We start from the raw sequence: 20761 nt of genomic DNA, 5'->3' as shown, positions 1-20761 counted from the left end.
TCCCCGGCCGCGACGGTGAGGACGGCGGCGCGTCAGGCGTCCGGGAACGCCGGGCGGAGGGGGTCGGATGCCGGGGTCTCGTGCTGCGGATACGGCACCGGCCAGTGCGGCTCGGGCACGGGCCACCCGGCATCCCGCAGCGCGCGCCGGGCGAGCTCGCGTGCCGAGTACGGGGTGCGCACGCCACGGATGTCTCGGTAGTCCTGGTGGCCGGGGCCGGCCCACAGGATCGCGTCGCCGTCGCCCACCATCGCGACGGCCTCGACGATGGCGCGCTCCGGCGGTGAGAACTCGTGGATCTCGGCGTCCGGCTGCGCGCGGCGCGCACCCTCGAGGAGCGTCGCCCGGATCGAGTCGGGGTCCTCGTGGCGCGGGTGGTGGTCGGTGACGATCAGGATGTCGCTGCCGAGCACGGCGGTGCGGCCCATGTCGTGGCGCTTGGTGGCGTCGCGGTCGCCGTCGGCGCCGAAGAGCATGACCACCTTGCCGGGGGTCACGCGCCGCACCGCGGCCAGCGTCTTCTCGAACGCGTCGGGGGAGTGCCCGAAGTCGACGTAGACGGCCGGACCGGTCTCGCCCGAGACGAGCTCGGTGCGACCGGGGAGGTACGCCTCGATGCGCTGCCCGTCGAGAGCCCCGGCGATGCGCTCCCACGCGTAGCCGCCCTCGAGGATCATGACGATCGCGAGGCCCGCGTTGGCGGCCATGTGGCGTCCGATCACGGGGACGAGGGTCGTGAGCGTCCGCCCGTCGCGGGCCGTGAGGCGGAACTCGGTGCCCACCTGGCGCTCGTCGAGGATGTCGACCACCCAGTCCGCGGTGGCCGCGGCATCCGGATCCGATGCGAGCGCCGGCGTGCCGACCGTGACCGTCGGCACCTCGCTGCGGGAGACGACCTCGGCGCCCTGCTCGGAGTCGACGCACACGACGGCGCGGCGCGCCCGCTCCGGGCGGAACAGCGGAAGCTTGGCCTCGAAGTACTCGCGCATGTCGGCGTAGTCGTCGAGGTGGTCGTGCGTGAGGTTGGTGAAGCCCGCGACGTCGAATACGATGCCGTCGACGCGGCGGCGGCTGAGCGCCTGCGCGCTCACCTCGACGGCCACCGCCTCGACGCCCCGCTCGCGCATGAGGGCGAGGAGAGAGTGCATCTCGTACGCCTCGGGGGTCGTGAGGCGCGATACGACGACCTGGCCCGCGATATGGCGCTCGGCGGTCGACGAGAGGCCGGTGACCGCGCCGAGCTGCCCGAGGATGCCCTCGAGCAGGTGAGACACGCTCGTCTTGCCGTTCGTCCCTGTCGTGCCGAACAGGAGCGGCAGGTCGTCGTCGCGGCCGGTGCCGTAGACCCAGGCCGACAGCTCGCCGAGGAGCGCGCGGGGGTCGTCCACCAGGACCACCGGAAGCCCGCTCGCGGCGGCGACGTCGGCGCCGGCGGCATCCGTCACCACGGCCACGGCGCCCTTCTCGGCGGCGGCCGCGGCGAACTCGGCTCCGTGCCGGTTGACGCCCCGGACGGCGACGAAGACGTCGCCGGGTCGCAGGTCGGCGGTCGCAAGGGTCACTCCGGTGAGGGTCGTCGCGCTGACGTCGCCGCGCACGTCGACCGCGAAACGTGCGGCGAGGTCTGCGAGCGAGTGGGTCGGCGGCGCGTCCGGGCGGAGCACGGGGGGAAGGGAGGAGGGCGCGTCGGTCGGCATGGCGCCTCCATCTTCTCACCCGTCGCACCGTGCGCCACGCGCGGACCGTGGCTTCGCCCCGGGCCCGCGCGGTGGCTTCGCCCCGGTCGCGCGGTGGCTTCGCCCCGGTCGCGCGAGATCAGGTGATCTCGCGCAGGCAGGACGTTTCACGGGGGAATCGTCCTGCGCAGGCGAGATCACCTGATCTCGCGATGCGTCAGGCCTTGCGGCGGCCTCGCACCAGGACGACCACGAGGGCGGCGACGCCGGCGGCGAGTCCGCCCGCGGCGAGCCAGCGGGCGACCGGGTCGGCGTCCGTCGTGCCCGTGGGGGCGGTTCCGGATGCCTCGGCCGCCGCGTCGTCGGACGCCGCGTCGTCGTCGTGACCGTCGCCCGCGCCGTCGTGGCCGGCGTCGGCGGCCGGCTCGCCGACCTCGACCACGGGTGCGGGCGCGTCGAGATCGTGCGGATCTTCGCCGTCGGCGGCGACCTGGGTCCAGGCGGTCTCACCGGCGACGCAGGTCTGGGTCACCGGGAAGGCGATCGGCGTGCCCGCCGCGGACTCGTCGAACAGCACGTCCATCGAGACGCTCGCCTTCAGGTGGTCCTCGATCGGCGTGCCGGCGGTGAAGACGACGCGCGTGGGCACGCCGTCCGCGTCCGTCTCGCGCTGGATCGTCCAGCCGCCCTGGACGACGGGCGTCGCATTGCCGACTCCCTCGGGGATGTCGATCGCCAGCGAGGTCGTGGGGGAACCGTCGCAGCCGTGCGAGAACGAGAAGGCGAGGGTCGCGGTGCCGCCGGCGCTCGCGGTGCCGGGATCGACATGGACGTGTGCGGACGCCGCGAGCGGGGCGGCGACGGCGAGCGCCAGGCCGGCGAGGCCGCCGAGGGCGACGCGGCGGATACGGGTGGTCGAGAGGACAGTGTTCATGGTGTTCTTTCGTCGTCGGTGCGCGCGGCGGCAAGCGGCAGCGGCGCGCACGGGAATGCAGAAGACACCCGCCCGCTGCGCGACGGCGGCGGCCGGGGAAGTGGCGTGCGGCGCTCAGCGCACCGCGGCGGCGACGCGCGGCGGCCGCGCCGCGACACGTCCGACAGCACCACGGTCGCGGCGGCGCGAGCCGGGAACGGTGGCACCGCGACGAGACGGGGTGCGGCGGGCAGCGCGGCGACCGCGCGGACGCGCGAGAACATCGAACGGATGCCGCGGCCCAGTGCTCGCAGCATCCGCTCACCGGAGACGAGCGCGACGACCGTGGCGGCCGCCGCCACGAGGTGTCCGGCGAGCATCGGCGCGTCGGGCACGAGGAAGGCCGGAAGCGCGCCGCCTCCTGCCGAGACGAAGTAGTGGTCGTGCGACGCGGAGACCGCGGTCGCGTCCGTCCCCGCGGTCAGCGCGAAGGCGACGTGGAAGAAGGCCTGAGCCGCCAGCACGGCGGCGCCCACGCGCCACGCGGCGGGTCGGCGGCCGATGAGCGCGACGGCGAAGGGCGTCGCGAGGATGCCGGCCGCCGCGACCAGTGCGGGCGAGGGCGCACCACCGCCCGCGAGCGTGTGGGCCGTGGCGGCGACGAACGTCGCGATCCATGCCGCGGCGGCGCCTCGCAGAGCGCGCACATGGCGTGGGGTCACGGTTCCTCCTCGGTCGAGCCTATCGAGTGGGCGCGGGCACCACGGTCACACCCAACTCAAAGGCCGGCGCAGGTAGCGTGTGCGTGTGGAAGTTCTCGCGTTCGTCATCGGTGTCGTCCTCATGGTCGTGGGGCTCGCCGTGTCGATCGCGCTGCACGAACTGGGGCACCTGTGGCCCGCGAAGAAGTTCGGGGTGCGCGTCGGGCAGTACATGATCGGCTTCGGCCCGACGCTGTGGTCGCGTCGCATCGGCGAGACCGAGTACGGCGTGAAGGCCATCCCGCTCGGCGGCTACATCTCGATGGCGGGGATGTACCCGCCGTCGCCGGCCCTCCGGCACGCTCAGGAGTCGAGCGCGAGAACCGGTCGCGCCGGCGGCGGTTTCTTCGCCACGATGGTCCAGGACGCCAGGGACGCCAACGACGAGACGCTCGAGGGCGACGGCGACCGGCGCGTCTTCTATCGCCTCCCCGTCTGGAAGCGCATCGTCGTGATGCTCGGCGGACCGGTCATGAACCTCCTGTTCGCGATGGTGCTCTTCGCGATCCTGCTGACCGGCATCGGTGTGCAGACGGCGACCACGACCGTCTCGGCTCTGTCGGAGTGCGTGCCGGCGACCTCGACGTCGGAGTGCACCGCCGACGACCCCACCGCTCCCGCCGAGCGGGCCGGGATCGAGCCGGGCGACAAGATCCTCTCGGTGAACGGGCAGCCGGTCGCGGACTTCGCCGAGGCGTCCGCCATCATCCGGGAGTCGCAGGGCGATCGGCTCGTCCTCGTGGTCGAGCGCGACGGCGTGCAGGAGTCCCTCACCGTGGTGCCCGCGACGATCGAGGGCACGATCACCGCGCCCGACGGCACCACCACGACGGGCGAGGTCGGCTTCGTCGGCATCCGTCCCACGGTGGAGTATGTGCGCCAGCCGATCTGGGCGGGCCCGCAGCTGGCCGTCGAGCGCGCGGGCGCCGTCTCGGGGATCATCCTCCAGCTGCCGGTCAGGGTGTGGGATACCGGCGTCGCGATGGTGACAGGCGGCGAACGTGACCCGAACGGTCCCCTCAGCATCGTCGGAGCCGGGCGGCTGTCGGGCGAAGTCGCCGCCGCCGACGCGCCGGTGCTCAATCGCGTCGCCGGCTTCCTGGAGCTGCTCGCGGCCCTGAACCTCGCGCTGTTCGTGTTCAATCTCATCCCGCTGCTGCCGCTGGACGGCGGGCACATCGCCGTGGCGCTGTGGGAGGGCATCAAGCGGATGTGGGCGAAGGTCTTCCGCCTCCCGCCGCCCAAGCCGGTCGACGCCACCAAGCTCGTGCCGCTCACGTTCATCGTCGTGGTCGCGCTGATCGCGATGGGCGGCGTGCTGATCCTGGCCGACATCGTCAACCCGATCACGCTGTTCTGACCTTCCCGGGGAGTCCGTCGACGTCGGACCACATCGGCACCCCCGGGTGGCTCGCCGCCCCGCCTGCGTCTGCCTCAGGTCGTCGAGCGCGCCTCGCTCAACGAGCCGGGGACGGGGTCAGCGCGTGCGCGACGAGGCGCTCGAGCGTCGTCATGCCGTCGCGCGACAGGATCGACTCGAGGTGGCCCTGCACCGAGGCGAAACCGGCCCCGCGCAGCGCGTACACGTCGCCTGCGGCATCCGCGGCGACCTCCGCGCCACCGACCTCCGTGGTCCCGGGCGAGACGCGCGCGGTGAAGGTGTTGTAGAAGCCGATGGATGCCGGAGTCCCGAACACGTCGACCGTCTTCTGCAGTCCCTGATGCGGTGCGGCCAGGGGCGCCAGCTCGACGCCGAGCGAGTCGGCGAGGATCTGGTGGCTCAGGCATACCGCGAGCAGCGGCCGGTGCGTCGCCCGGCGGCGGGCCACCACCTCGCGCATGCGGCGCATGCGCGGATTCCGCGGGTCGCGGGGGTCGCCCGGCCCGGGGCCCGACACGACGAGCTCTGCATCGTCGATCTGCTCGTCGGTGACCTCGTTCCACGGCGCGATCTCGACGTGCAGGCCGAGGTGGCGCAGCTGGTGCGCGAGCATGGTCGTGAAGCGGTCTTCGGCGTCCACCACCAGCGCCGTGCGACCGGCGAACGGGCCGGCCTCGCCGGTGCCCTGGGGGTTCAGCCAGAACTCTGCGAGGCGCGCGTTGCGCGACGACAGGAGCGCCGAGATCGCGGGGTCGTCGGCGAGACGCCGCGGCTCGGCGGCGGGAGCGTCCTCATCCACGGCATCGGCGGCGATCGCCGCGACGACAGGCTCGGACTCCGCGACGACGGGCTCGGACCCCGCGTCGCGCGGCACAGCGCCGATCGCGCCGAGCACGCCCGCGGCCTTGCCGTGGGTCTCGCCGACCTCGCCGAACGGGTCGGAGTGGCGCACCAGCGTCGCGCCGACCGGCACGCGCAGTCGTCCGCCCTGCAGGTACGCGGTGCGGATGAGGATCGGAGCGTCGAGGTCGTGCGTCGGCTCACCGGCCCCAGACTGCGTGTCCGCCGCGTCACCCGGTTGCGCCTCGCGCGGCGTGAACAGGGCCGCGACGCCGGAGTAGTAGCCGCGCGGCGTCTGCTCGTGACGGGCGATCACCGTGCACGCGTTCTGCATCGGCGATCCGGTGACCGTGGGGGCGAACATCGTCTCGCGCAGGATCTCGCGCGGATCGAGCCGGCTGCGCCCGCGGAGCACGTACTCGGTATGGGTGAGGCGCGACATCTCCTTGAGGTGCGGTCCCGTGATCCGGCCGCCGTCGGAGCACACCGCGCTCATCATCTTGAGCTCTTCGTCGACGACCATGAACAGCTCTTCGGTCTCTTTCGTCGACTCGAGGAACTCGGTGAGCGTCTCGCGGGTGGCCCCACCGTCGGGGTGACGGAACGTGCCCGAGATCGGGTTCATCGTCACCACGCCGTCGCGGGCGCTGACGTGCGCCTCGGGGCTGGCGCCGACCGCGACGTGGCCGGGGGTCACGACCGCGAAGGTCCAGTAGGCGCCCCGCTCGTGCTCGAGGAGCGCCCGGAACCACGTCAGCGCCGCGGTGGCGGCATCCGTCGGCACTCCCGCGGTGAAATCGCGCCGGATCACGAAGTTGGCGCCCTCGCCACGGCCGATCTCGTCAGTGATGACGCGTCGCACGATGTCGGCGTACTCGTCGTCGGAGATGTCGAAGCCGGGACTCTCGAGCGGGATCGCCGCCGCCGGCAGCTGGGCCAGTGCCTCGTCGCGCGGAATCGCCAGCCGTTCGCCGACGATCAGGCAGCGAAGCGGCGCGTCGTCGTCGTGGCATTCGAACCCGCGTTCGCGCACCTGCCGGTACGGCACGAGCGCGAGCACCTCGCGCGGCGTGCCGGCCTCGTCGAGCAGCGGGATGTCGCCGAGCAGCTCGACGTCGACCACGTCGCCGGTGAGCAGCTCGACGGTCGCGCCGTCGCGGGCGATGAGGGCGAACGGGATGCCGCGAGCGGCGATCTCTCGAAGCGAGGGGTGGGCGGGCCCGGTCATGGCTGTGGTTCTTTCGTCATGGGGAGGCGTCCCTTACGAAAAAGAAGACCGCCCCGGAGGCGGTCTGAGTCGCGCGAAACCCACCGCCTATGCGGTGAGCCACCAGGAGAGGTTCGCGGACATGCGCCGAACCTACCACACGTGCTCAGCCCGTCCGGGCGGGCGTCAGCGGGTCGCGCGCTCGAGCATCTCGGCGCCGTGGCGCCAGCCGACGGTCTCGTACCCGACGACCACGACGGCGGGGGAGCACGCGATGAGCAGCAGCGCGACGCCCATCGAGGCGCCGAGCGACACCGCGATGACGCTCACCACCAGCGCGGCGACCGCACCGAGATAGAGCCAGACGTGGAACGGGTCGAACTGCATCACGGTGAGGGCGTAGATCCCGAACAGGAACGTCTCGAACACGAGCACCGGGATCGCGATGCTCAGCACCGCGAAGGTGGCGTCCACGTGCGCGTGGTCGGTGATGACGTAGGACGCGACGTGGAGCCCTGCGCCGACCGTCACGAGGGATCCGAAGACGAACAGGTGCAGGTAGCCCCACGGGAACCCGCGCCAGCGGTGATGCTTGAGCACCTCACCCCACGGGATCGCGAAGTAGTTCCACCACATGCCGAACGCGAGCGCCGTGCCGCCGAAGGCGACGAGCGCCGCCTCGGCCGACCAGCCGTCCTCCTCGATCACCGCCGAGATCGCGAGGATCGTGCCGAGGATCACCTCGCCGAGCGTGATGATGACGAGGAGTCCGTAGCGCTCGGCGATGTGGTGCGCGTGCCAGGGCGTCGGGCCGTACCGCTTCTCGGCGAAGTACGGGCCGGCCAGCTCGAACAGCGACAGGAGCGTCGTGAGGACGAGCGTGATCCCGAGCGGCAGGTTGAGGAAGATGAGCGCGATCCACCCCACCTGGGCGATCGAGACGTTCACGGCGTACGCGACGCAGGTCTTGCGGCGCTTCTCGTCGTGCCGGGCGGCGCGGATCCACAGCGCCACGGTCGCGATGCGCATCACCACGTATCCGGCGACCATGACCGTGTTGTCGAAGACGAGCCCCTCGTCGATCGAATGGAACACATCGGGTACGCCGAGGGCGACGATGAGGACGCCGACCATGATGATGAGCGTCGCGATACGGAAGAACGCGTCGTCGGTGTCGTACGCCGACGCGAGCCACGAGTAGTTGATCCACGCCCACGTGACCGCGAACGTCGAGAACGCGATGCCGGTGAGCGCCGTCGAGACGTTCCCCAGCTCGAGATAGTGCGCCGCCTGCGTGCCGATCTGGCTGAAGGCGACGACGAACACGAGGTCGAACAGCAGCTCCAGCGGTGTCGCACCGCGGTGCGCCTCGTCCGGGTTCCTGCCGGTCATGCGTCCGAGATGGTGGCTCAGGCTCATGGCGGGAAACTTACACTGTCTGCGCGACGCGGCGAGACGACGGATGCCTCGGCCTCGGCATCCGCTCAGCCCCCGGCCAGCCGGCGCCCACGACTCGCGCGTAGGCTCTATGGCGTGCCAGCCGTGAATCTCGGGATGCCCAAGGTCCCTGAAACTCTCGCCCCCCGCCGCAAGAGCCGTCAGATCAAGGTCGGCAAGGTGCTCGTCGGCGGCGACGCGCCGGTGAGCGTGCAGTCGATGACGACCACGCCCACGACGAACATCAACGCGACGCTGCAGCAGATCGCCGAGCTCACGGCGTCGGGATGCGAGATCGTGCGCGTGGCCGTGCCGTCGCAGGACGACGCGGACGTGCTCCACATCATCGCGGCGAAGAGCCAGATCCCGGTGATCGCCGACATCCACTTCCAGCCGAAGTACGTGTTCCAGGCGATCGACGCCGGGTGCGCGGCGGTGCGCGTGAACCCCGGCAACATCCGGCAGTTCGACGACAAGGTCGGCGAGATCGCGGCGGCGGCCAAGACCGCGGGCGTGTCTCTCCGTATCGGGGTCAACGCGGGCTCGCTCGACAAGCGGCTGCTCGAGAAATACGGCAAGGCGACCCCCGAGGCGCTCATGGAGAGCGCGGTGTGGGAGGCGTCGCTCTTCGAGGAGCACGACTTCCACGACTTCAAGATCTCGGTCAAGCACAACGACCCCGTGGTGATGGTCAAGGCGTACCGGCTGCTCGCCGAGCGGGGCGACTGGCCGCTGCACCTCGGCGTGACCGAGGCGGGCCCGGCGTTCCAGGGCACGATCAAGTCGGCGACGGCGTTCGGCATCCTGCTCGGCGAGGGCATCGGCGACACGATCCGCGTGTCGCTGTCGGCTCCTCCGGCCGAGGAGGTCAAGGTCGGGCACCAGATCCTGCAGTCGCTGAACCTCCGTGAGCGCAAGCTCGAGATCGTCTCGTGCCCGTCGTGCGGTCGCGCGCAGGTGGACGTCTACACGCTGGCCGACAACGTCACCGAGGGACTCAAGGACATGACCGTGCCGCTGCGCGTGGCCGTCATGGGGTGCGTCGTGAACGGTCCCGGCGAGGCGCGTGAGGCCGACCTCGGTGTCGCCTCCGGCAACGGCAAGGGCCAGATCTTCGTCAAGGGCCAGGTCATCAAGACGGTGCCCGAGTCCGAGATCGTCGCGACTCTCATCGAGGAGGCGAACCGCATCGCCGACGAGATGGGGCCGAGCGCGCCGGTCGGAACCGCGCAGGTCGTCACGTCCTGAGCCCGGGCGTGGATCGCCTCACCGTCGACCAGCGGGCGTGTCTGGCCGGGTGGATGCCGGGCGCCGAGGTCGTGGCCGATCTCAGCTGGAACCTCGTCGACACCGTCGTGCTGCACGCGCGCGATCGCGGGCGCGAGGTGGTCGTCAAGGCGACCGCGCCGGCGAACCACCATTTCGGGCGTGAGGCGGAGGCGTACGAGTCTGGGCTGGTGGACGTGTGGGCGTCGGCCGGCCGCGCGCCGCGGCTGCTCCACCTCGACCACGACGCACGCATCCTGGTCGTCGATCGGCTGCCCGGCGAGCTGGCGTACCGCACGCCCGCTGCGACCGACCCGGCTGTGCATCGCCGCGCGGGCGAGCTGCTCCGCGCGTTCCATGACCAGGTGAGCCGCCCGTCGGAGGGGACGGATGCCGCGGCCACGCGCCGCGCGATGGCCTGGCTCGACTCGGCCCACGCGATCGCGCCCGACGTCGAGGCGAGGTTGCGGTTCGCTCTCGCGTCGCTGCCGCCGGTGGGTGCGCCGCTCGTGCCGACGCACGGGGACTGGCAGCCCCGCAACTGGCTGGTCGAGCGGGGGGAGGTGCGGGTGATCGACTTCGGGCGTTTCGCGTTCCGGCCCGCAGTGACCGACTTCGCGCGCCTCGCGGCGCAGGAGTGGCGAGCCGCGCCGGCGTGTGAAGACGCCTTCCTCGACGGCTACGGCTGCGATCCGCGGCATCCGTCGGAATGGCTCCTCGTGCGTCTTCGCGAGGCGATCGGCACCGCCGCGTGGGCGTATCAGGTGGGCGACGCGCCGTTCGAGGCGCAGGGTCATCGGATGATCGCGGAGGCGCTGGCGGACTTCGACGGCCTCGACGGCCTCGACGGCTGACGGCGGGGACGGCGGTCGTTCGGAGTGAGAGGGTTCTGATCATGACCGATGACGCGGTGCCGAGGATTCCCTTCCGGCCGGTTCCTCGTGACTTCGCGGGGTTCGCGATGCCGACGACGGTTCCGCCGGGGTTGCGGCTGGAGCTGAGCCGGGCACGGGTGGCTGACGGCATGGAGGGCGAGCTCGAGGAGTGGATGGCGACGCTGACGGCGCGCTACGACGAATGCCTCGAGACGCTCCCTGCCGAGCGGGCGGTGTTCGAGGCGACGTTCCGGCATCGCGAGGCCGACGGTTCGTTGTGGATCTACCATTTCGCGCTCATGGGTGAGGGCGGGGGCGGGCTGGACGAGTCGAACCCGGTGGACGCCGAGCATGCGGCATTCAGTCGCCGCGTCAAAGAACCCGGGTGGGAGGAGATCGAGCCGCTGTTCATGCTCACTCCGTCGCACCTGCGTGCCGCGATGGAGCAGTGGGGCGCGACGGGACGCGGCGAGTAGTCGACGGGCGATCAGGCGGCGGGGTGGAATCTTCGGGGTGGGGGTTGGAGGTCGCCGAAGGCGTAGCGGCGGGTGAGTCGGGCGGGCAGGGCGGTGGGCTGGCTGCGGTGTCCCTGGGGTGGGTGGAGGTGGAAGTCTTCTTTGTGGGTGCGGGTGATGCGCCAGCCGCCGTGGTGGAGTTGGGTGTGGTGCCAGCGGCAGAGCAGGATGCCGCGGTCGATGTCGGTGCGGCCGCCTTCGCTGTAGGGGTCGATGTGGTGGGCTTCGCAGTAGCTGGCGGGTCGGTCGCAGTCGGTCCAGCGGCATCCGCCGTCGCGGATGGCGAGGGTGAGGCGTTGTTTCGGGGTGAACAGGCGGGCTTCGCGGCCGAGGTCGAGGGGGTTCCCGTCGGGGTCGAGGGTGATGGTGCGGGTGGTGGTGTCGCAGGTGTGCCGGGCGACCAGCCAGCCGGGGAGGGTGGTGTCGGTGTCTTCGAGGAGCGCGACCGCCGCCCGGCCGGTGGTGGCGTCGTCGAGCGCGGCGGTGGTGGTGACGATGCGGATTCCTGCTTGTCGTGTCCCGAACACGGTGTCGGTGTCGGCGAGCGCGCCGGCGCGTAGCACGTCCAGGAGCAGGTCGTAGGCGAGTTGGTCGTTGCTGCGGGGGTCGGTGGTGAGTTGCTCGGCGCGGGCTTTCTCGTCCGGGTCGACGAAGCGTGGTCCGCCGCGGCGGGGGCGCAGGGCGGTGTCGATGATCGCTTCGATCCAGGCGCCGCCTTCGTCGTCGAAGGTGAAGCTGCCGTGGCGGATGCCGTCGCGATCGGTCCACCGGCGGAACGAGCGTGCTTCGAACCGTTGCTCGAACCGTTGCTGCGCGCCGGTCGGGTCGAGCAGGTCACGGATCGCGCGCGCCGCGGACGCGAGCTCCTCCACGGTGCGCACCCCCGCCTCACCGATCAACTGCACCGCCGCGGTCTCCCACGCCGCCCGCACCCCTGCAGCCTCGGACGCGGTGTCGTCGGCAGCGGACACGGCAGGCTCGTCTTCGGCTGCCGAGTCCGCCTCGGCGGCGGCTGCGGGGACGGGTGGTTCGCCGAGCCCGCGAAGGATCGCGTCGTGCTGCGCCGACGTGAGAGCACCCGTCATCAGGGCGTCGCCGAGTACGGCGTGCCAGGGCCGCGACGGCACGCCGGCCGGTTCGGCGGCATCCGTGTCAGAACCTGTTCCCGCGTCCGCTTCGGTCGCGGGGGAGTCCTCCGCGGCGGGCAGCATTCCCGCCGCGAGCGCCTCACCGAGCCGCACCTGCTTGACCGCATCCGCGCGGGTGGTTCCGGTGAGGTCCTGGATCAGCGACACCGGCGACCGATGACCACGCTTCTGCGCCAGACCATCGTGGCCCGCGTCACGAGTGGAGCGTTCGGCCACCGTGCCCGACGCCGCGATCCGCACCGACTCGGCGCCGCGCACCAGAGCGGTCGCGTGCTCGATCACCGAGACCACTCCGTCATCGGCGAGGCCGCGCACCGCTGACGGCACATCGACGCCGTCGACATCGTCCCCGAGTGCCGCGCGCAGCGCATCCAGCGCCGCCTGCATCTCGGAGAAGAACGTCATACTTCATGCTCTCAACGACCACCGACACTCGAAGTAGTGTTCGAGTCTGTCTTGATCCGAATCATGTAACAGCTCGATAACAGTCGCCATGATCGGACGACTATCGGTGCGTCGCCGGAGGGGGCTGTGGAGAACTCGCAGGCCGGCTCGCCTGGGCCGGTTACGGTGGTCGGGTGATTCTGCGAGCGACGGGGGCGGCCGCCTTGGTGGCGGTTTCGATCATCGCGCTGGCCGGGTGCTTCGGCTCGACGCCGGAGCCCACGCCCACGCCGACGGCCGTGTTCTCGAGTGAGGAAGAGGCCTTCGCCGCCGCGGAGGAAACCTATCGGGCGTACATCGACGCGGTGAACGCGCGGCGTACTGACCCGCAGTCCGAACCTGACCCGTTGGCGTTTCTTTCTGGAAGTGCCTTTGAGAGTGAACTCGCGGCTCAACGTGACCTCGACGCGGCTGGCTTGCGGCCTGTCGGCGACGGCGTAGTGGACCGCGTCGACCACCTTGCGGCCCAACCGAGAACCGGCGAAGTGGAACTCAGGGTGTGTATCAACGCCGCAGAGGTTCGGGTGCTCGACCGTGAGGGGGAGGATGTCACGTCCCCCGAGCGTGCGGATCTGACGCTCCTCCACGTATACCTGGTGCCTGCGGGCGAGTCACTCACCATCGAACGCAGCGAAGTAGCGGAGATTGGCGAGTGCTGACGCTCCTGCTCGCATTGGTGCTCGCCGGCCCGATTCAGAATGGCCCGGATTGTGGCGCGGTTCAGGCACAGACAACTGGCTGTCCGGAGATTCTGAACACTGGCGACGAGGTTCACTTGGCGAGTGGCCGCACTGATCCTGGCGCGAGCCAGGGGAATGGACCTCAGCCGGGCGACACACGCGAACCGCAGATCTGGAGCCGGCCCGATCCGGGACGACAGTGTGACTCAGGGACCGGGTCGTGTCTCATGCCTGATCTGCCGGCGGAGCCCGTCGATCCGGGGTTCCCGGTGGTGACGCTGGCCGATCTGGTGTCGTTCCGCCCCGCCACCCCCGCCCTCGGTGGGGAACCGGCCGGTTTCGGAGTGGTCGGCATGCCCGCGAACTTCGTCGCCACCGCCTCAGAACAGCAGCTCACCGGGACTCTGCTCGGCTACCCGGTGACCGTGCGGTTCACTCCGATCGCGTTCGTCTTCAGCTACGGCGATGGGTCGACGCTGCGTGCGGCGTCCGGGGGGACGTCGTGGGAGGCATCCGGTCTCGCGCAGTTCACTCCCACGAGCACGAGCCACGTCTACGCCGAGCGCGGCACCTACGCGACCGGGGTGACGATCGAACACGCAGCCGCGGTCGACTTCGGCACCGGGTGGCGCCCGGTCGAAGGCGTCGTCACGGCGCGCTCCGCGGACTACCCCGTGCGTGTGGTCGAGGTGCGCACCGCGCTCGTGGACCGCACCTGCGTCGAGCACCCCTCCGGCCCCGGCTGCTGACGCACCGCAGCCGCGAGACCGCCGTGCATGCGCCTCCGCGAGGGGATCAGGACGTCAGCCGACGGGTTCGAACGCGAGCGTGCCCGTGCGGATGCTCGTCGCGAGGAGCCGCACGCGCACGTCGCGGCCGGGCTCGCCGAAGACGCCGTCGACGGATGCCTCGACCGCATGGTCCGTGAGCTGGATGCGCGTGTGCGATGGGTTCTGCGCGAGCACGACGGCGTCGAACTCCTGACCGACGCGATCGGCGAGCACGGCCGCCTCGATGCGGTCGATCGCGCCGGAGTTCAGTCGCCCCGCGAGCCCGGAGCTCGTCGCCATGGCCCGCGGCAGCTCGTCGAGGGAGGATCGCACCCAGCCCGGCACGTCGTCGCCGTCGGTCAGAGCCGCGCAGATGAGCAGACCCCAGCGGTCGACGAGCCGTCGCAGGGGAGCGGTCACGTGCGCGTATGGCGCGCCGAGTGCGGCCTGCAGCGGCTGCGCCGGCGGCTCGTCGTCGAATGCCTCGTACCCGGCGCCGCGGAACAGCGCCGCGGCGGCCTCGAGCACGGCGAGCGCGGCGGGGGCGTCGCGGTCCAGCGTGCGCAGGTACTCGCCGTACTCGACGCCCTCCGTCCAGGGCAGGCCGAGCAGCTGCGTCTGATGCCGGAAGGCGGCGACCGCCTCGGCTTCTGCAGGGGGCATCGTGCGGAGGATGCCGATCCCGCCGTCGAGCATGATGCGCGCGGCCGCCATGCCGGTGAGCAGCGAGAGCTGCGCGTTCCAGTCCTCGACGGGGAGGGGCATCCGTCGTTCCAGCCCGTACCCGTGCTCGGTGAGCACGACCTCCTGGTCGGGGACGTTGAGTGATGCGCCGCCGCGCGCAGCCTCCTGTGCGAGGAGCGCTCGTCCGATGGCGGGCAGCGGTGCGAGGCTCTCGGGTGCCGTTCCGTCGCGGAGCGCCTGCTGCGCCTCGGCGTAGCTCCACGCGCGCCGCGACCGGATCAGCGCACGTGTGAGGTCGGTGTGACGCAGCGCGCCGTCGGTATCGAGCGCGAACTCCCACACGAACGCGCGGCGCACGCGCTCGGGCAGCAGCGAACCCGCATCCTCCGAGATGACGGGCGGATGCAACGGCACACGCCCGTCGGGGGCGTAGAGCGTCTGGCCCCGCCGCCGCGTCTCGGCGTCGAGCGGGCCGCCGGGAGCGACGAAGAACGGCACGTCGGCGATCGCGTAGCGGACCAGGAAGCCGTCGGCGGTCGCGGTGAGGTGCATGGCCTGGTCGAGGTCGGTGGATCCGGGCGGGTCGACCGTGAGGAACTCGACGTCGGTGAGATCGGGCAGATCGCCCCCTGGGGCGCCGGCCGCACGCCGGGCCTCGGCATCGACATCGGCGGGAAAGCCGGTCGGGATGCCGAGCGACTCCCGCAGGTCCGCCAGAGCCGCGGCGAGCTCCGTCTGGTTCGCCGACGGCGACAGTCGTGCGGTGCGGCGCATGGGTCGAGCCTATCCAGCGCGCTCCCGCACGACGCGGCGGTCCCCGGCGGGCGGACCCCCGCCCCAGCGCAGCGGCGAGCCACCCGATCGCGGTTGGCGCAGGCGCGCGCGGCGCGCGATCCGCTACGGTCGGGAATCTCATGACCGAGCCCGCCCCTCCCGCAGACGCCGCCTCCGATCCGCGCACGCCGCTGTCGCGTCCTGTCGTGGCCGGTGTCATCACGGCACTCGTCGGCGTCACGAGCTCGTTCGCCGTCGTGCTGACCGGCCTCGACGCCGTCGGCGCGTCGCGGGCCCAGGCTGCGAGCGGCCTGCTCGTGCTGTGCCTGACGATGGGCCTCGCGTCGATCGTCCTCGCGTGGCGATACCGGATGCCGATCACCGTGGCCTGGTCGACGCCCGGGGCGGCGGTTCTCGCCGCCACCGGGGCGGTCGAGGGCGGCTGGCCCGCCGCGGTCGGCGCCTTCCTCGTCACCGCGGGGCTCATCCTGCTCACGGCGCTGTGGCCACGGCTCGGGCGGCTGATCGCGCGCATTCCGCCGTCGATCGCGCAGGCGATGCTCGCGGGTGTGCTGCTGCCGCTATGCCTCGCGCCGGTCACAGGGATCGTCGCGAACCCGTGGGGGGTCGTCCCGGTGATCCTCACCTGGCTCGTCTTCGTCAGGCTCGCTCCGCGCTGGGCCGTGCCGCTCGCCTTCGTCGCGGCATCCGTCGTCGTGGGCGTCCACGTCGCCACGACAGGGGCCGCGATCGACCCGCGGCTGCTCATGCCGCACCTCGAGTTCACGGCGCCCACGCTGACCTTCGGCGCGGTGGTCGGACTGGCGCTGCCACTGTTCCTGGTGACCATGGCGTCGCAGAACGTGCCGGGCGTCGCGATCATGCGCAGCTTCGGCTACGAGGTGCCGTGGCGGCCCGCGATGCTCGTGACCGGTCTCGGCACCGCGCTCGGCGCCACGGCGGGAGGCCACGCGATCAACCTGGCGGCGATCAGCGCGGCGCTCGCGGCAGCGCCGGACGCCGACCCCGATCCGCGGCGGCGCTGGGTCGCGGGCGTGTCGACCGGCGCGACGGCGATCGTGCTCGGCGGGCTGTCGGCGGCGCTCGTCGCACTCGTCGTCGTGGCGCCTGCGGCGGTGATCCCCGCGGTGGCGGGCATCGCGCTCTTCGGTGCATTCGGGTCGGCCGTCCAGCAGGCGATCGACGACCCGGGCGAGCGGCTGCCCGCGGTGGTGACGTTCCTGGTGGCCGCGTCGGGCATCGCGATCGCCGGCGTCAGCGCTGCGTTCTGGGCGCTCGTCGCGGGACTCGTGGTGCGCGAGGTGCTGCACCTCGGCCGCCGCTCGCGCTGACCGGCCGCAGCCGCGGCGCGTCAGACCGGCCGCAGCCGCGGCGCGTCAGTGCAGGGTGCCGGCTGTCGCGGTGGCGTCCACGGCGACGTCGAGGCTCGTCCGTACGGCGATCTCGAGCGCGCGCACGATGTCGGCGAGGGGGAGCGCCGGGACTTCCGGGGAGGGAGCGTGGTCGACCGACCACGGCACGTGGACGAAACCGGCACGGGTTCCGGATGCCGCGGCCTCGAGCGCCGTGAAGAACACGTGGTTGCAGACGAACGTGCCGGCTGAGTACGAGACCTCGGCGGGGATGCCGGCGTCGACGATCCGCTGGGTGATCGCCTTCACCGGCAGCGTCGCGAATCGCGCGGCGGGCGCACCCGCGACGCTGGGCTCGTCGACCGGCTGCGCGCCGTCGTTGTCGGCGATGCGCGCGTCGATGAGATTCACCGCGACCCGCTCGACCCCGATGACGGCGCGCCCGCCCGCGAGACCGGTGGCGATCACGACATCGGGCCGATGCTCCGCGACGAGGTCGCGCAGCCGCTGCGCCGCACCCCGGAACGTGACCGGCAGCACGGCGGTGACGAGTACCTCCGGCCCGCTCCATCGCTCCGCGACCCACCGAACCGCCTCGCCCGACGGGTTGTCGGCATCGCCGCCGAACGGCTCGAAGCCGGTGAGCAGCACAGTCGTCATCGCTCCAGGCTACGGCGGCTCGGCCGACGCGACCCCGCACTCGCGTCCGGAAGGTCCCGGCATCGCCCCGGACGGCTCCCAGCGGTGTGCAGGCCCTCCCGGAGAGGCCGCGGCATCCCGTCACCCTAGACTTGACGCTCGTGGTCACCCGTCTGTCGCACTTCTTCCTCCGCACGCTCCGCGAAGACCCCGCCGATGCCGAGGTCACGAGCCATCGGCTGCTCGTCCGCGCCGGCTACATCCGCCGTGCCGCGCCGGGCATCTTCACGTGGCTGCCGCTGGGCCTGAAGGTCAAGGCGCGCATCGAAGCCGTCATCCGCGAGGAGATGGCGAACGCCGGCGCGTACGAGGTGCACTTCCCGGCGCTGCTGCCGCGTGAGCCCTACGAGCAGTCGGGCCGTTGGACGTCCTATGGCGACGGCATCTTCCGCCTGCAGGATCGCAAGGGCGCCGACTACCTCCTCGCGCCCACGCACGAGGAGATGTTCACGCTCCTCGTGAAGGACCTGTACTCGTCGTACAAGGACCTGCCGCTGGCGATCTACCAGATCCAGGACAAGTACCGCGACGAGGCGCGTCCGCGTGCAGGCCTGCTGCGCGGCCGCGAGTTCACGATGAAGGACGCGTACTCGTTCGATTACACGGACGAGGGGCAGGATGCCTCGTACCAGGCGCAGCGCGACGCCTACGAGCGCATCTTCCAGAAGCTCGGGCTCGAGTACGTCATCGTGGCGGCCGACAACGGCCTGATGGGCGGCGCGCGCTCCGAGGAGTTCCTGCACCCGACGCCGGTCGGCGAAGACACGTTCGTCCGGTCCGCTGGGGGATACGCCGCCAACGTCGAGGCGTTCACGACGGTCGTCCCCGACGCCCTCCCGCTCGACGGGCACGGCGAGCCGGTGATCTTCGACTCGCCGAACACCCCCACGATCCAGACGCTCGTCGATCACGCCAACGCGCACCTCGAGGCGCCCGCATCCGGCATCGCCGGCCCGGCGACCGATGGTGCGACCGAGTGGACCGCGGCGCACACGCTCAAGAACGTCGTGCTCGCCCTGACCCACCTCGACGGCACCCGCGAGCTCGTGATCGTCGGCATCCCCGGCGACCGCGACGTCGACGACAAGCGCGTCGAGGTCGCCTTCGCGCCCGCGGCGGTGGAGCCGGCGACCGAGCAGGACTTCGAGCGCAACCCGCTCCTCGTGAAGGGTTACATCGGCCCGTGGTCCGAGACCGGTCCGGTGCTCGGCGAGGAGTCCGCCACCGGCATCCGCTACCTGCTCGACCCTCGCGTGGTCGACGGGACGGCGTGGATGACCGGCGCCAACATCGACGAGAAGCACGTGCACACCCTCGTCGCCGGCCGCGATTTCACCGGCGACGGGTTCGTCGAGGTCGCGAACGTCCGCGCCGGCGACCCCGCGCCCGACGGCTCGGGTCCGGTCGAGCTCGCGCGCGGCATGGAGATCGGTCACGTCTTCGCGCTCGGCCGGTTCTTCGCCGAGACGCTGGGGCTCAAGGTCCTCGACGAGAACGGCAAGCTCGTGACCGTCACGATGGGCTCGTACGGCATCGGCGTCACCCGCATCCTCGCGATCATCGCCGAGCTCAACAACGACGACAAGGGCCTCATCTGGCCGGCGTCGGTGGCGCCGTTCGACGTGCACGTGGTGGCGACGGGCAAGGACGCCGTGGCGTTCGAGCTCGCGGAGTCGCTCTCGGCCGAGTTCGAGGCATCCGGTTACGACGTGCTCTACGACGACCGCCGCAAGGTGTCACCCGGCGTGAAGTTCGGCGACGCCGAGCTGGTGGGCGTGCCGCGGATCGTCATCGTGGGCCGCGGTGCGGCCGACGGCCAGGTCGAACTGTGGGACCGCCGCACCGGCGACCGCGAGGTCGTGCCGGCCGCGGAAGCGGTAGCCCGCCTCGCCGTCCGGCCGTGACACCGTCGTCGACGTAGGGGCGGCAGGGGTGCGCGACCGGCCGTCGGTGCGGCATCCTCGTCGTACGGGGTGACTCCCGGATCCGCGACGCGCGGTTCCAGCGTCGCGGCGAGCGTGCGCAAGGAGACCCCTCATGAGCCGATTCCTCCTCAGTGCGATGCCGTTCACCGGTCACGTCGGCCCGATGACCGTGGTGGCGCGCGAACTCGTGCGACGCGGCCACGACGTTCGCGTCCACACCGGCTCGCGGTTCCGGGACCGGGTGGAGGCGTCGGGTGCGCGGCTCGTGCCGTGGCGCGAGGCGCCCGACTTCGACGAGAACGACCTCACCGCGACGTTCCCGCGGCTCGTCGGCAAGAAGGGCATGCGGCAGCTCCTCGTGAACGTCGCCGACTGCTTCATCGCCACTGCGCCGGCGCAGGTGACCGACCTCGAGGCGGAATGGAAGAGCGAGCCCTGGGAGGTGCTCGCCGCCGACGAGACCTCGATCGGCGCCGTGCTGTTCAGCGAGCGGGAGGGGATGCCGTGGGCCACGGTATGCGTCCTCCCGCTGAATCTTCCGGGCACGGCCGGACCGCCCAGCGGAATGGGCATCCGCCCCGGAACGAACGCCGTGACGCGGGCCCGCGACGCCGTGCTCCGCGGCCTGGTGCCGGTCATCTCGCGGTCCCTGACGAAGGCGATCGCTCAGGCGCAGCGCGGCGTCGGGCTCACGCCCGACGGACGCACGATGGATCGGCTCGTCTTCTCGTCGACCCTGATCGTCGCGAGCGGGTCGCCGCTGCTCGACTACGATCGCGCGGACCGTCCGCCGCATCTGCGGTTCATCGGCTCGTTCGGAATCCCGTCCGCATCGACCGCGCTCCCCGGGTGGTGGGGCGACCTGGAGGGGCGCCGGGTGGTGCTGGTCACCCAGGGCACGCAGAACATCGATCCCGATGACCTGATCCGTCCAGCGCTCGAGGCGCTCGAGGGCCGCGATGTGATCGCGGTGGCGACGACGGGGGTGGCCGGCAGGGACTCGCTTCCGTTCCCGGTTCCCGCCAACGCCCGGGTCGCGGGCTTCCTGCCGTTCGCCGACCTGCTGCCGAAGGTCGATGCGGCGATCACGAACGGCGGCTGGGGGAGCACGCTCGCCGCCCTCTCCGACAGCGTCCCCCTCATCGTCGCCGGCGGCGACCTCGACAAGCCCGAGGTGGCTGCCCGCGTCGCGTGGTCGGGCGCGGGCGTGAACCTGCGCACCGGTACGCCGCGATCGGCGGCCGTGGCCGCGGCGGTGGATCGCGTGCTGGCGGAGGCGTCGTTCCGGGATGCCGCGTCCCGCGTCGCCGCGCAGCTGCACTCGCTCGGGGGTGCCGGCCGTGCCGCCGAGCTGCTCGAGGGCGCTCGCTGAGACCGGTGTGGCGTACCGCCG

At 71.8% G+C, this 20761-nt stretch carries 17 protein-coding genes; 9 read left to right on the top strand and 8 right to left on the bottom strand.

The genetic code is table 11. The annotated features are described in order from the left end of the window. Positions 1-32: 32 nt before the first annotated feature. From IM778_RS11260 to IM778_RS11250, 3 genes are all read right to left on the bottom strand, one after another. A complete protein-coding gene (locus IM778_RS11260; protein ID WP_194408982.1) occupies positions 33-1697 on the bottom strand; it encodes a Mur ligase family protein in 1665 nt (554 codons plus the stop codon). Between the two features lie 196 nt (positions 1698-1893). Further along, positions 1894-2610: a YcnI family protein gene (locus IM778_RS11255; protein ID WP_194408981.1), complete on the bottom strand. Its 717-nt coding sequence runs from the start codon at positions 2608-2610 to the stop codon at positions 1894-1896. Next, positions 2607-3311: a hypothetical protein gene (locus IM778_RS11250; RefSeq protein ID WP_194408980.1), complete on the bottom strand. Its 705-nt coding sequence runs from the start codon at positions 3309-3311 to the stop codon at positions 2607-2609. Before IM778_RS11250 ends, IM778_RS11255 begins: the two co-directional genes overlap by 4 nt. Positions 3312-3396: 85 nt before the next feature. On the opposite strand from IM778_RS11250, the gene IM778_RS11245 reads away from it, so the two are divergent. After that, positions 3397-4710 (top strand): M50 family metallopeptidase, encoded by a 1314-nt coding sequence (locus IM778_RS11245; protein WP_194408979.1) that lies wholly within the window; start codon positions 3397-3399, stop codon positions 4708-4710. Between the two features lie 97 nt (positions 4711-4807). Here IM778_RS11245 and IM778_RS11240 read toward each other — a convergent pair whose 3' ends face one another. Both IM778_RS11240 and IM778_RS11235 read right to left on the bottom strand, forming a co-directional pair. Next, positions 4808-6799 carry an anthranilate synthase family protein gene (locus IM778_RS11240; protein WP_194408978.1) on the bottom strand — a complete coding sequence of 664 codons (1992 nt, stop codon included), beginning with the start codon at positions 6797-6799 and terminating at the stop codon, positions 4808-4810. 165 nt (positions 6800-6964) lie between these two features. Further along, positions 6965-8197 carry a low temperature requirement protein A gene (locus IM778_RS11235; RefSeq protein ID WP_194408977.1) on the bottom strand — a complete coding sequence of 411 codons (1233 nt, stop codon included), beginning with the start codon at positions 8195-8197 and terminating at the stop codon, positions 6965-6967. A 135-nt stretch (positions 8198-8332) separates the two neighbouring features. On the opposite strand from IM778_RS11235, the gene ispG reads away from it, so the two are divergent. The 3 genes from ispG to IM778_RS11220 are packed head-to-tail and all read left to right on the top strand — an operon-like array spanning position 8333 to position 10832. Further along, positions 8333-9463 carry a flavodoxin-dependent (E)-4-hydroxy-3-methylbut-2-enyl-diphosphate synthase gene (gene ispG / locus IM778_RS11230; RefSeq protein WP_194411841.1) on the top strand — a complete coding sequence of 377 codons (1131 nt, stop codon included), beginning with the start codon at positions 8333-8335 and terminating at the stop codon, positions 9461-9463. An 8-nt stretch (positions 9464-9471) separates the two neighbouring features. After that, positions 9472-10335 (top strand): phosphotransferase, encoded by an 864-nt coding sequence (locus IM778_RS11225; RefSeq protein ID WP_228484513.1) that lies wholly within the window; start codon positions 9472-9474, stop codon positions 10333-10335. A gap of 41 nt (positions 10336-10376) precedes the next feature. After that, positions 10377-10832, top strand: a complete 456-nt coding sequence (locus IM778_RS11220; protein WP_228484512.1) for a DUF6176 family protein — start codon at positions 10377-10379, stop codon at positions 10830-10832. Positions 10833-10843: 11 nt separating this feature from the next. On the opposite strand, the gene IM778_RS11215 is transcribed toward IM778_RS11220, so the two are convergent. After that, a complete protein-coding gene (locus tag IM778_RS11215; protein ID WP_194408976.1) occupies positions 10844-12424 on the bottom strand; it encodes an HNH endonuclease signature motif containing protein in 1581 nt (526 codons plus the stop codon). A 173-nt stretch (positions 12425-12597) separates the two neighbouring features. On the opposite strand from IM778_RS11215, the gene IM778_RS11210 reads away from it, so the two are divergent. Together IM778_RS11210 and IM778_RS11205 are read left to right on the top strand one after the other, a co-directional pair. Further along, a complete protein-coding gene (locus IM778_RS11210) occupies positions 12598-13122 on the top strand; it encodes a hypothetical protein (protein WP_194408975.1) in 525 nt (174 codons plus the stop codon). Positions 13123-13370: 248 nt separating this feature from the next. Continuing rightward, the gene (locus tag IM778_RS11205) at positions 13371-13892 is read left to right on the top strand and encodes a hypothetical protein (protein WP_194408974.1); all 522 of its coding nucleotides are present in this window, start codon (positions 13371-13373) and stop codon (positions 13890-13892) included. Positions 13893-13946: 54 nt separating this feature from the next. Here IM778_RS11205 and IM778_RS11200 read toward each other — a convergent pair whose 3' ends face one another. Next, positions 13947-15371, bottom strand: a complete 1425-nt coding sequence (locus IM778_RS11200; RefSeq protein ID WP_194408973.1) for an RNB domain-containing ribonuclease — start codon at positions 15369-15371, stop codon at positions 13947-13949. 140 nt (positions 15372-15511) lie between these two features. Between IM778_RS11200 and IM778_RS11195 the strand changes: the two genes are divergently transcribed. Beyond that, positions 15512-16723 (top strand): benzoate/H(+) symporter BenE family transporter, encoded by a 1212-nt coding sequence (locus IM778_RS11195; protein ID WP_194408972.1) that lies wholly within the window; start codon positions 15512-15514, stop codon positions 16721-16723. A 45-nt stretch (positions 16724-16768) separates the two neighbouring features. Here the strand turns inward: IM778_RS11195 and pcp are convergent, their stop codons facing one another. Further along, positions 16769-17404: a pyroglutamyl-peptidase I gene (pcp, locus tag IM778_RS11190; protein WP_194408971.1), complete on the bottom strand. Its 636-nt coding sequence runs from the start codon at positions 17402-17404 to the stop codon at positions 16769-16771. A 140-nt stretch (positions 17405-17544) separates the two neighbouring features. Between pcp and IM778_RS11185 the strand changes: the two genes are divergently transcribed. Next, entirely contained in the window at positions 17545-19347 is a 1803-nt protein-coding gene (locus IM778_RS11185) for a proline--tRNA ligase (protein WP_194408970.1), read from the top strand. A gap of 133 nt (positions 19348-19480) precedes the next feature. After that, the gene (locus tag IM778_RS11180; protein ID WP_194408969.1) at positions 19481-20740 is read left to right on the top strand and encodes a glycosyltransferase; all 1260 of its coding nucleotides are present in this window, start codon (positions 19481-19483) and stop codon (positions 20738-20740) included. Positions 20741-20761 lie beyond the last annotated feature (21 nt).

The organism is Microbacterium cremeum (assembly GCF_015277855.1).
In the GTDB taxonomy this organism is placed as follows: Bacteria; Actinomycetota; Actinomycetes; order Actinomycetales; family Microbacteriaceae; genus Microbacterium; species Microbacterium cremeum.
This window is presented reverse-complemented; position numbering and strand designations above follow the sequence as displayed.

Bases quoted from the DNA above. Each gene is read 5' to 3' on its own strand.
- IM778_RS11235 (WP_194408977.1), bottom strand. From the start codon at position 8,197: ATGAGCCTGAGCCACCATCTCGGACGCATGACCGGCAGGAACCCGGAC.
- IM778_RS11215 (WP_194408976.1), bottom strand. From the start codon at position 12,424: ATGACGTTCTTCTCCGAGATGCAGGCGGCGCTGGATGCGCTGCGCGCG.
- IM778_RS11240 (WP_194408978.1), bottom strand. From the start codon at position 6,799: ATGACCGGGCCCGCCCACCCCTCGCTTCGAGAGATCGCCGCTCGCGGC.
- IM778_RS11180 (WP_194408969.1), top strand. From the start codon at position 19,481: ATGAGCCGATTCCTCCTCAGTGCGATGCCGTTCACCGGTCACGTCGGC.
- IM778_RS11255 (WP_194408981.1), bottom strand. From the start codon at position 2,610: ATGAACACTGTCCTCTCGACCACCCGTATCCGCCGCGTCGCCCTCGGC.
- IM778_RS11195 (WP_194408972.1), top strand. From the start codon at position 15,512: ATGACCGAGCCCGCCCCTCCCGCAGACGCCGCCTCCGATCCGCGCACG.
- IM778_RS11200 (WP_194408973.1), bottom strand. From the start codon at position 15,371: ATGCGCCGCACCGCACGACTGTCGCCGTCGGCGAACCAGACGGAGCTC.
- IM778_RS11260 (WP_194408982.1), bottom strand. From the start codon at position 1,697: ATGCCGACCGACGCGCCCTCCTCCCTTCCCCCCGTGCTCCGCCCGGAC.
- IM778_RS11205 (WP_194408974.1), top strand. From the start codon at position 13,371: ATGCCTGATCTGCCGGCGGAGCCCGTCGATCCGGGGTTCCCGGTGGTG.
- pcp (WP_194408971.1), bottom strand. From the start codon at position 17,404: ATGACGACTGTGCTGCTCACCGGCTTCGAGCCGTTCGGCGGCGATGCC.
- ispG (WP_194411841.1), top strand. From the start codon at position 8,333: ATGCCCAAGGTCCCTGAAACTCTCGCCCCCCGCCGCAAGAGCCGTCAG.
- IM778_RS11220 (WP_228484512.1), top strand. From the start codon at position 10,377: ATGACCGATGACGCGGTGCCGAGGATTCCCTTCCGGCCGGTTCCTCGT.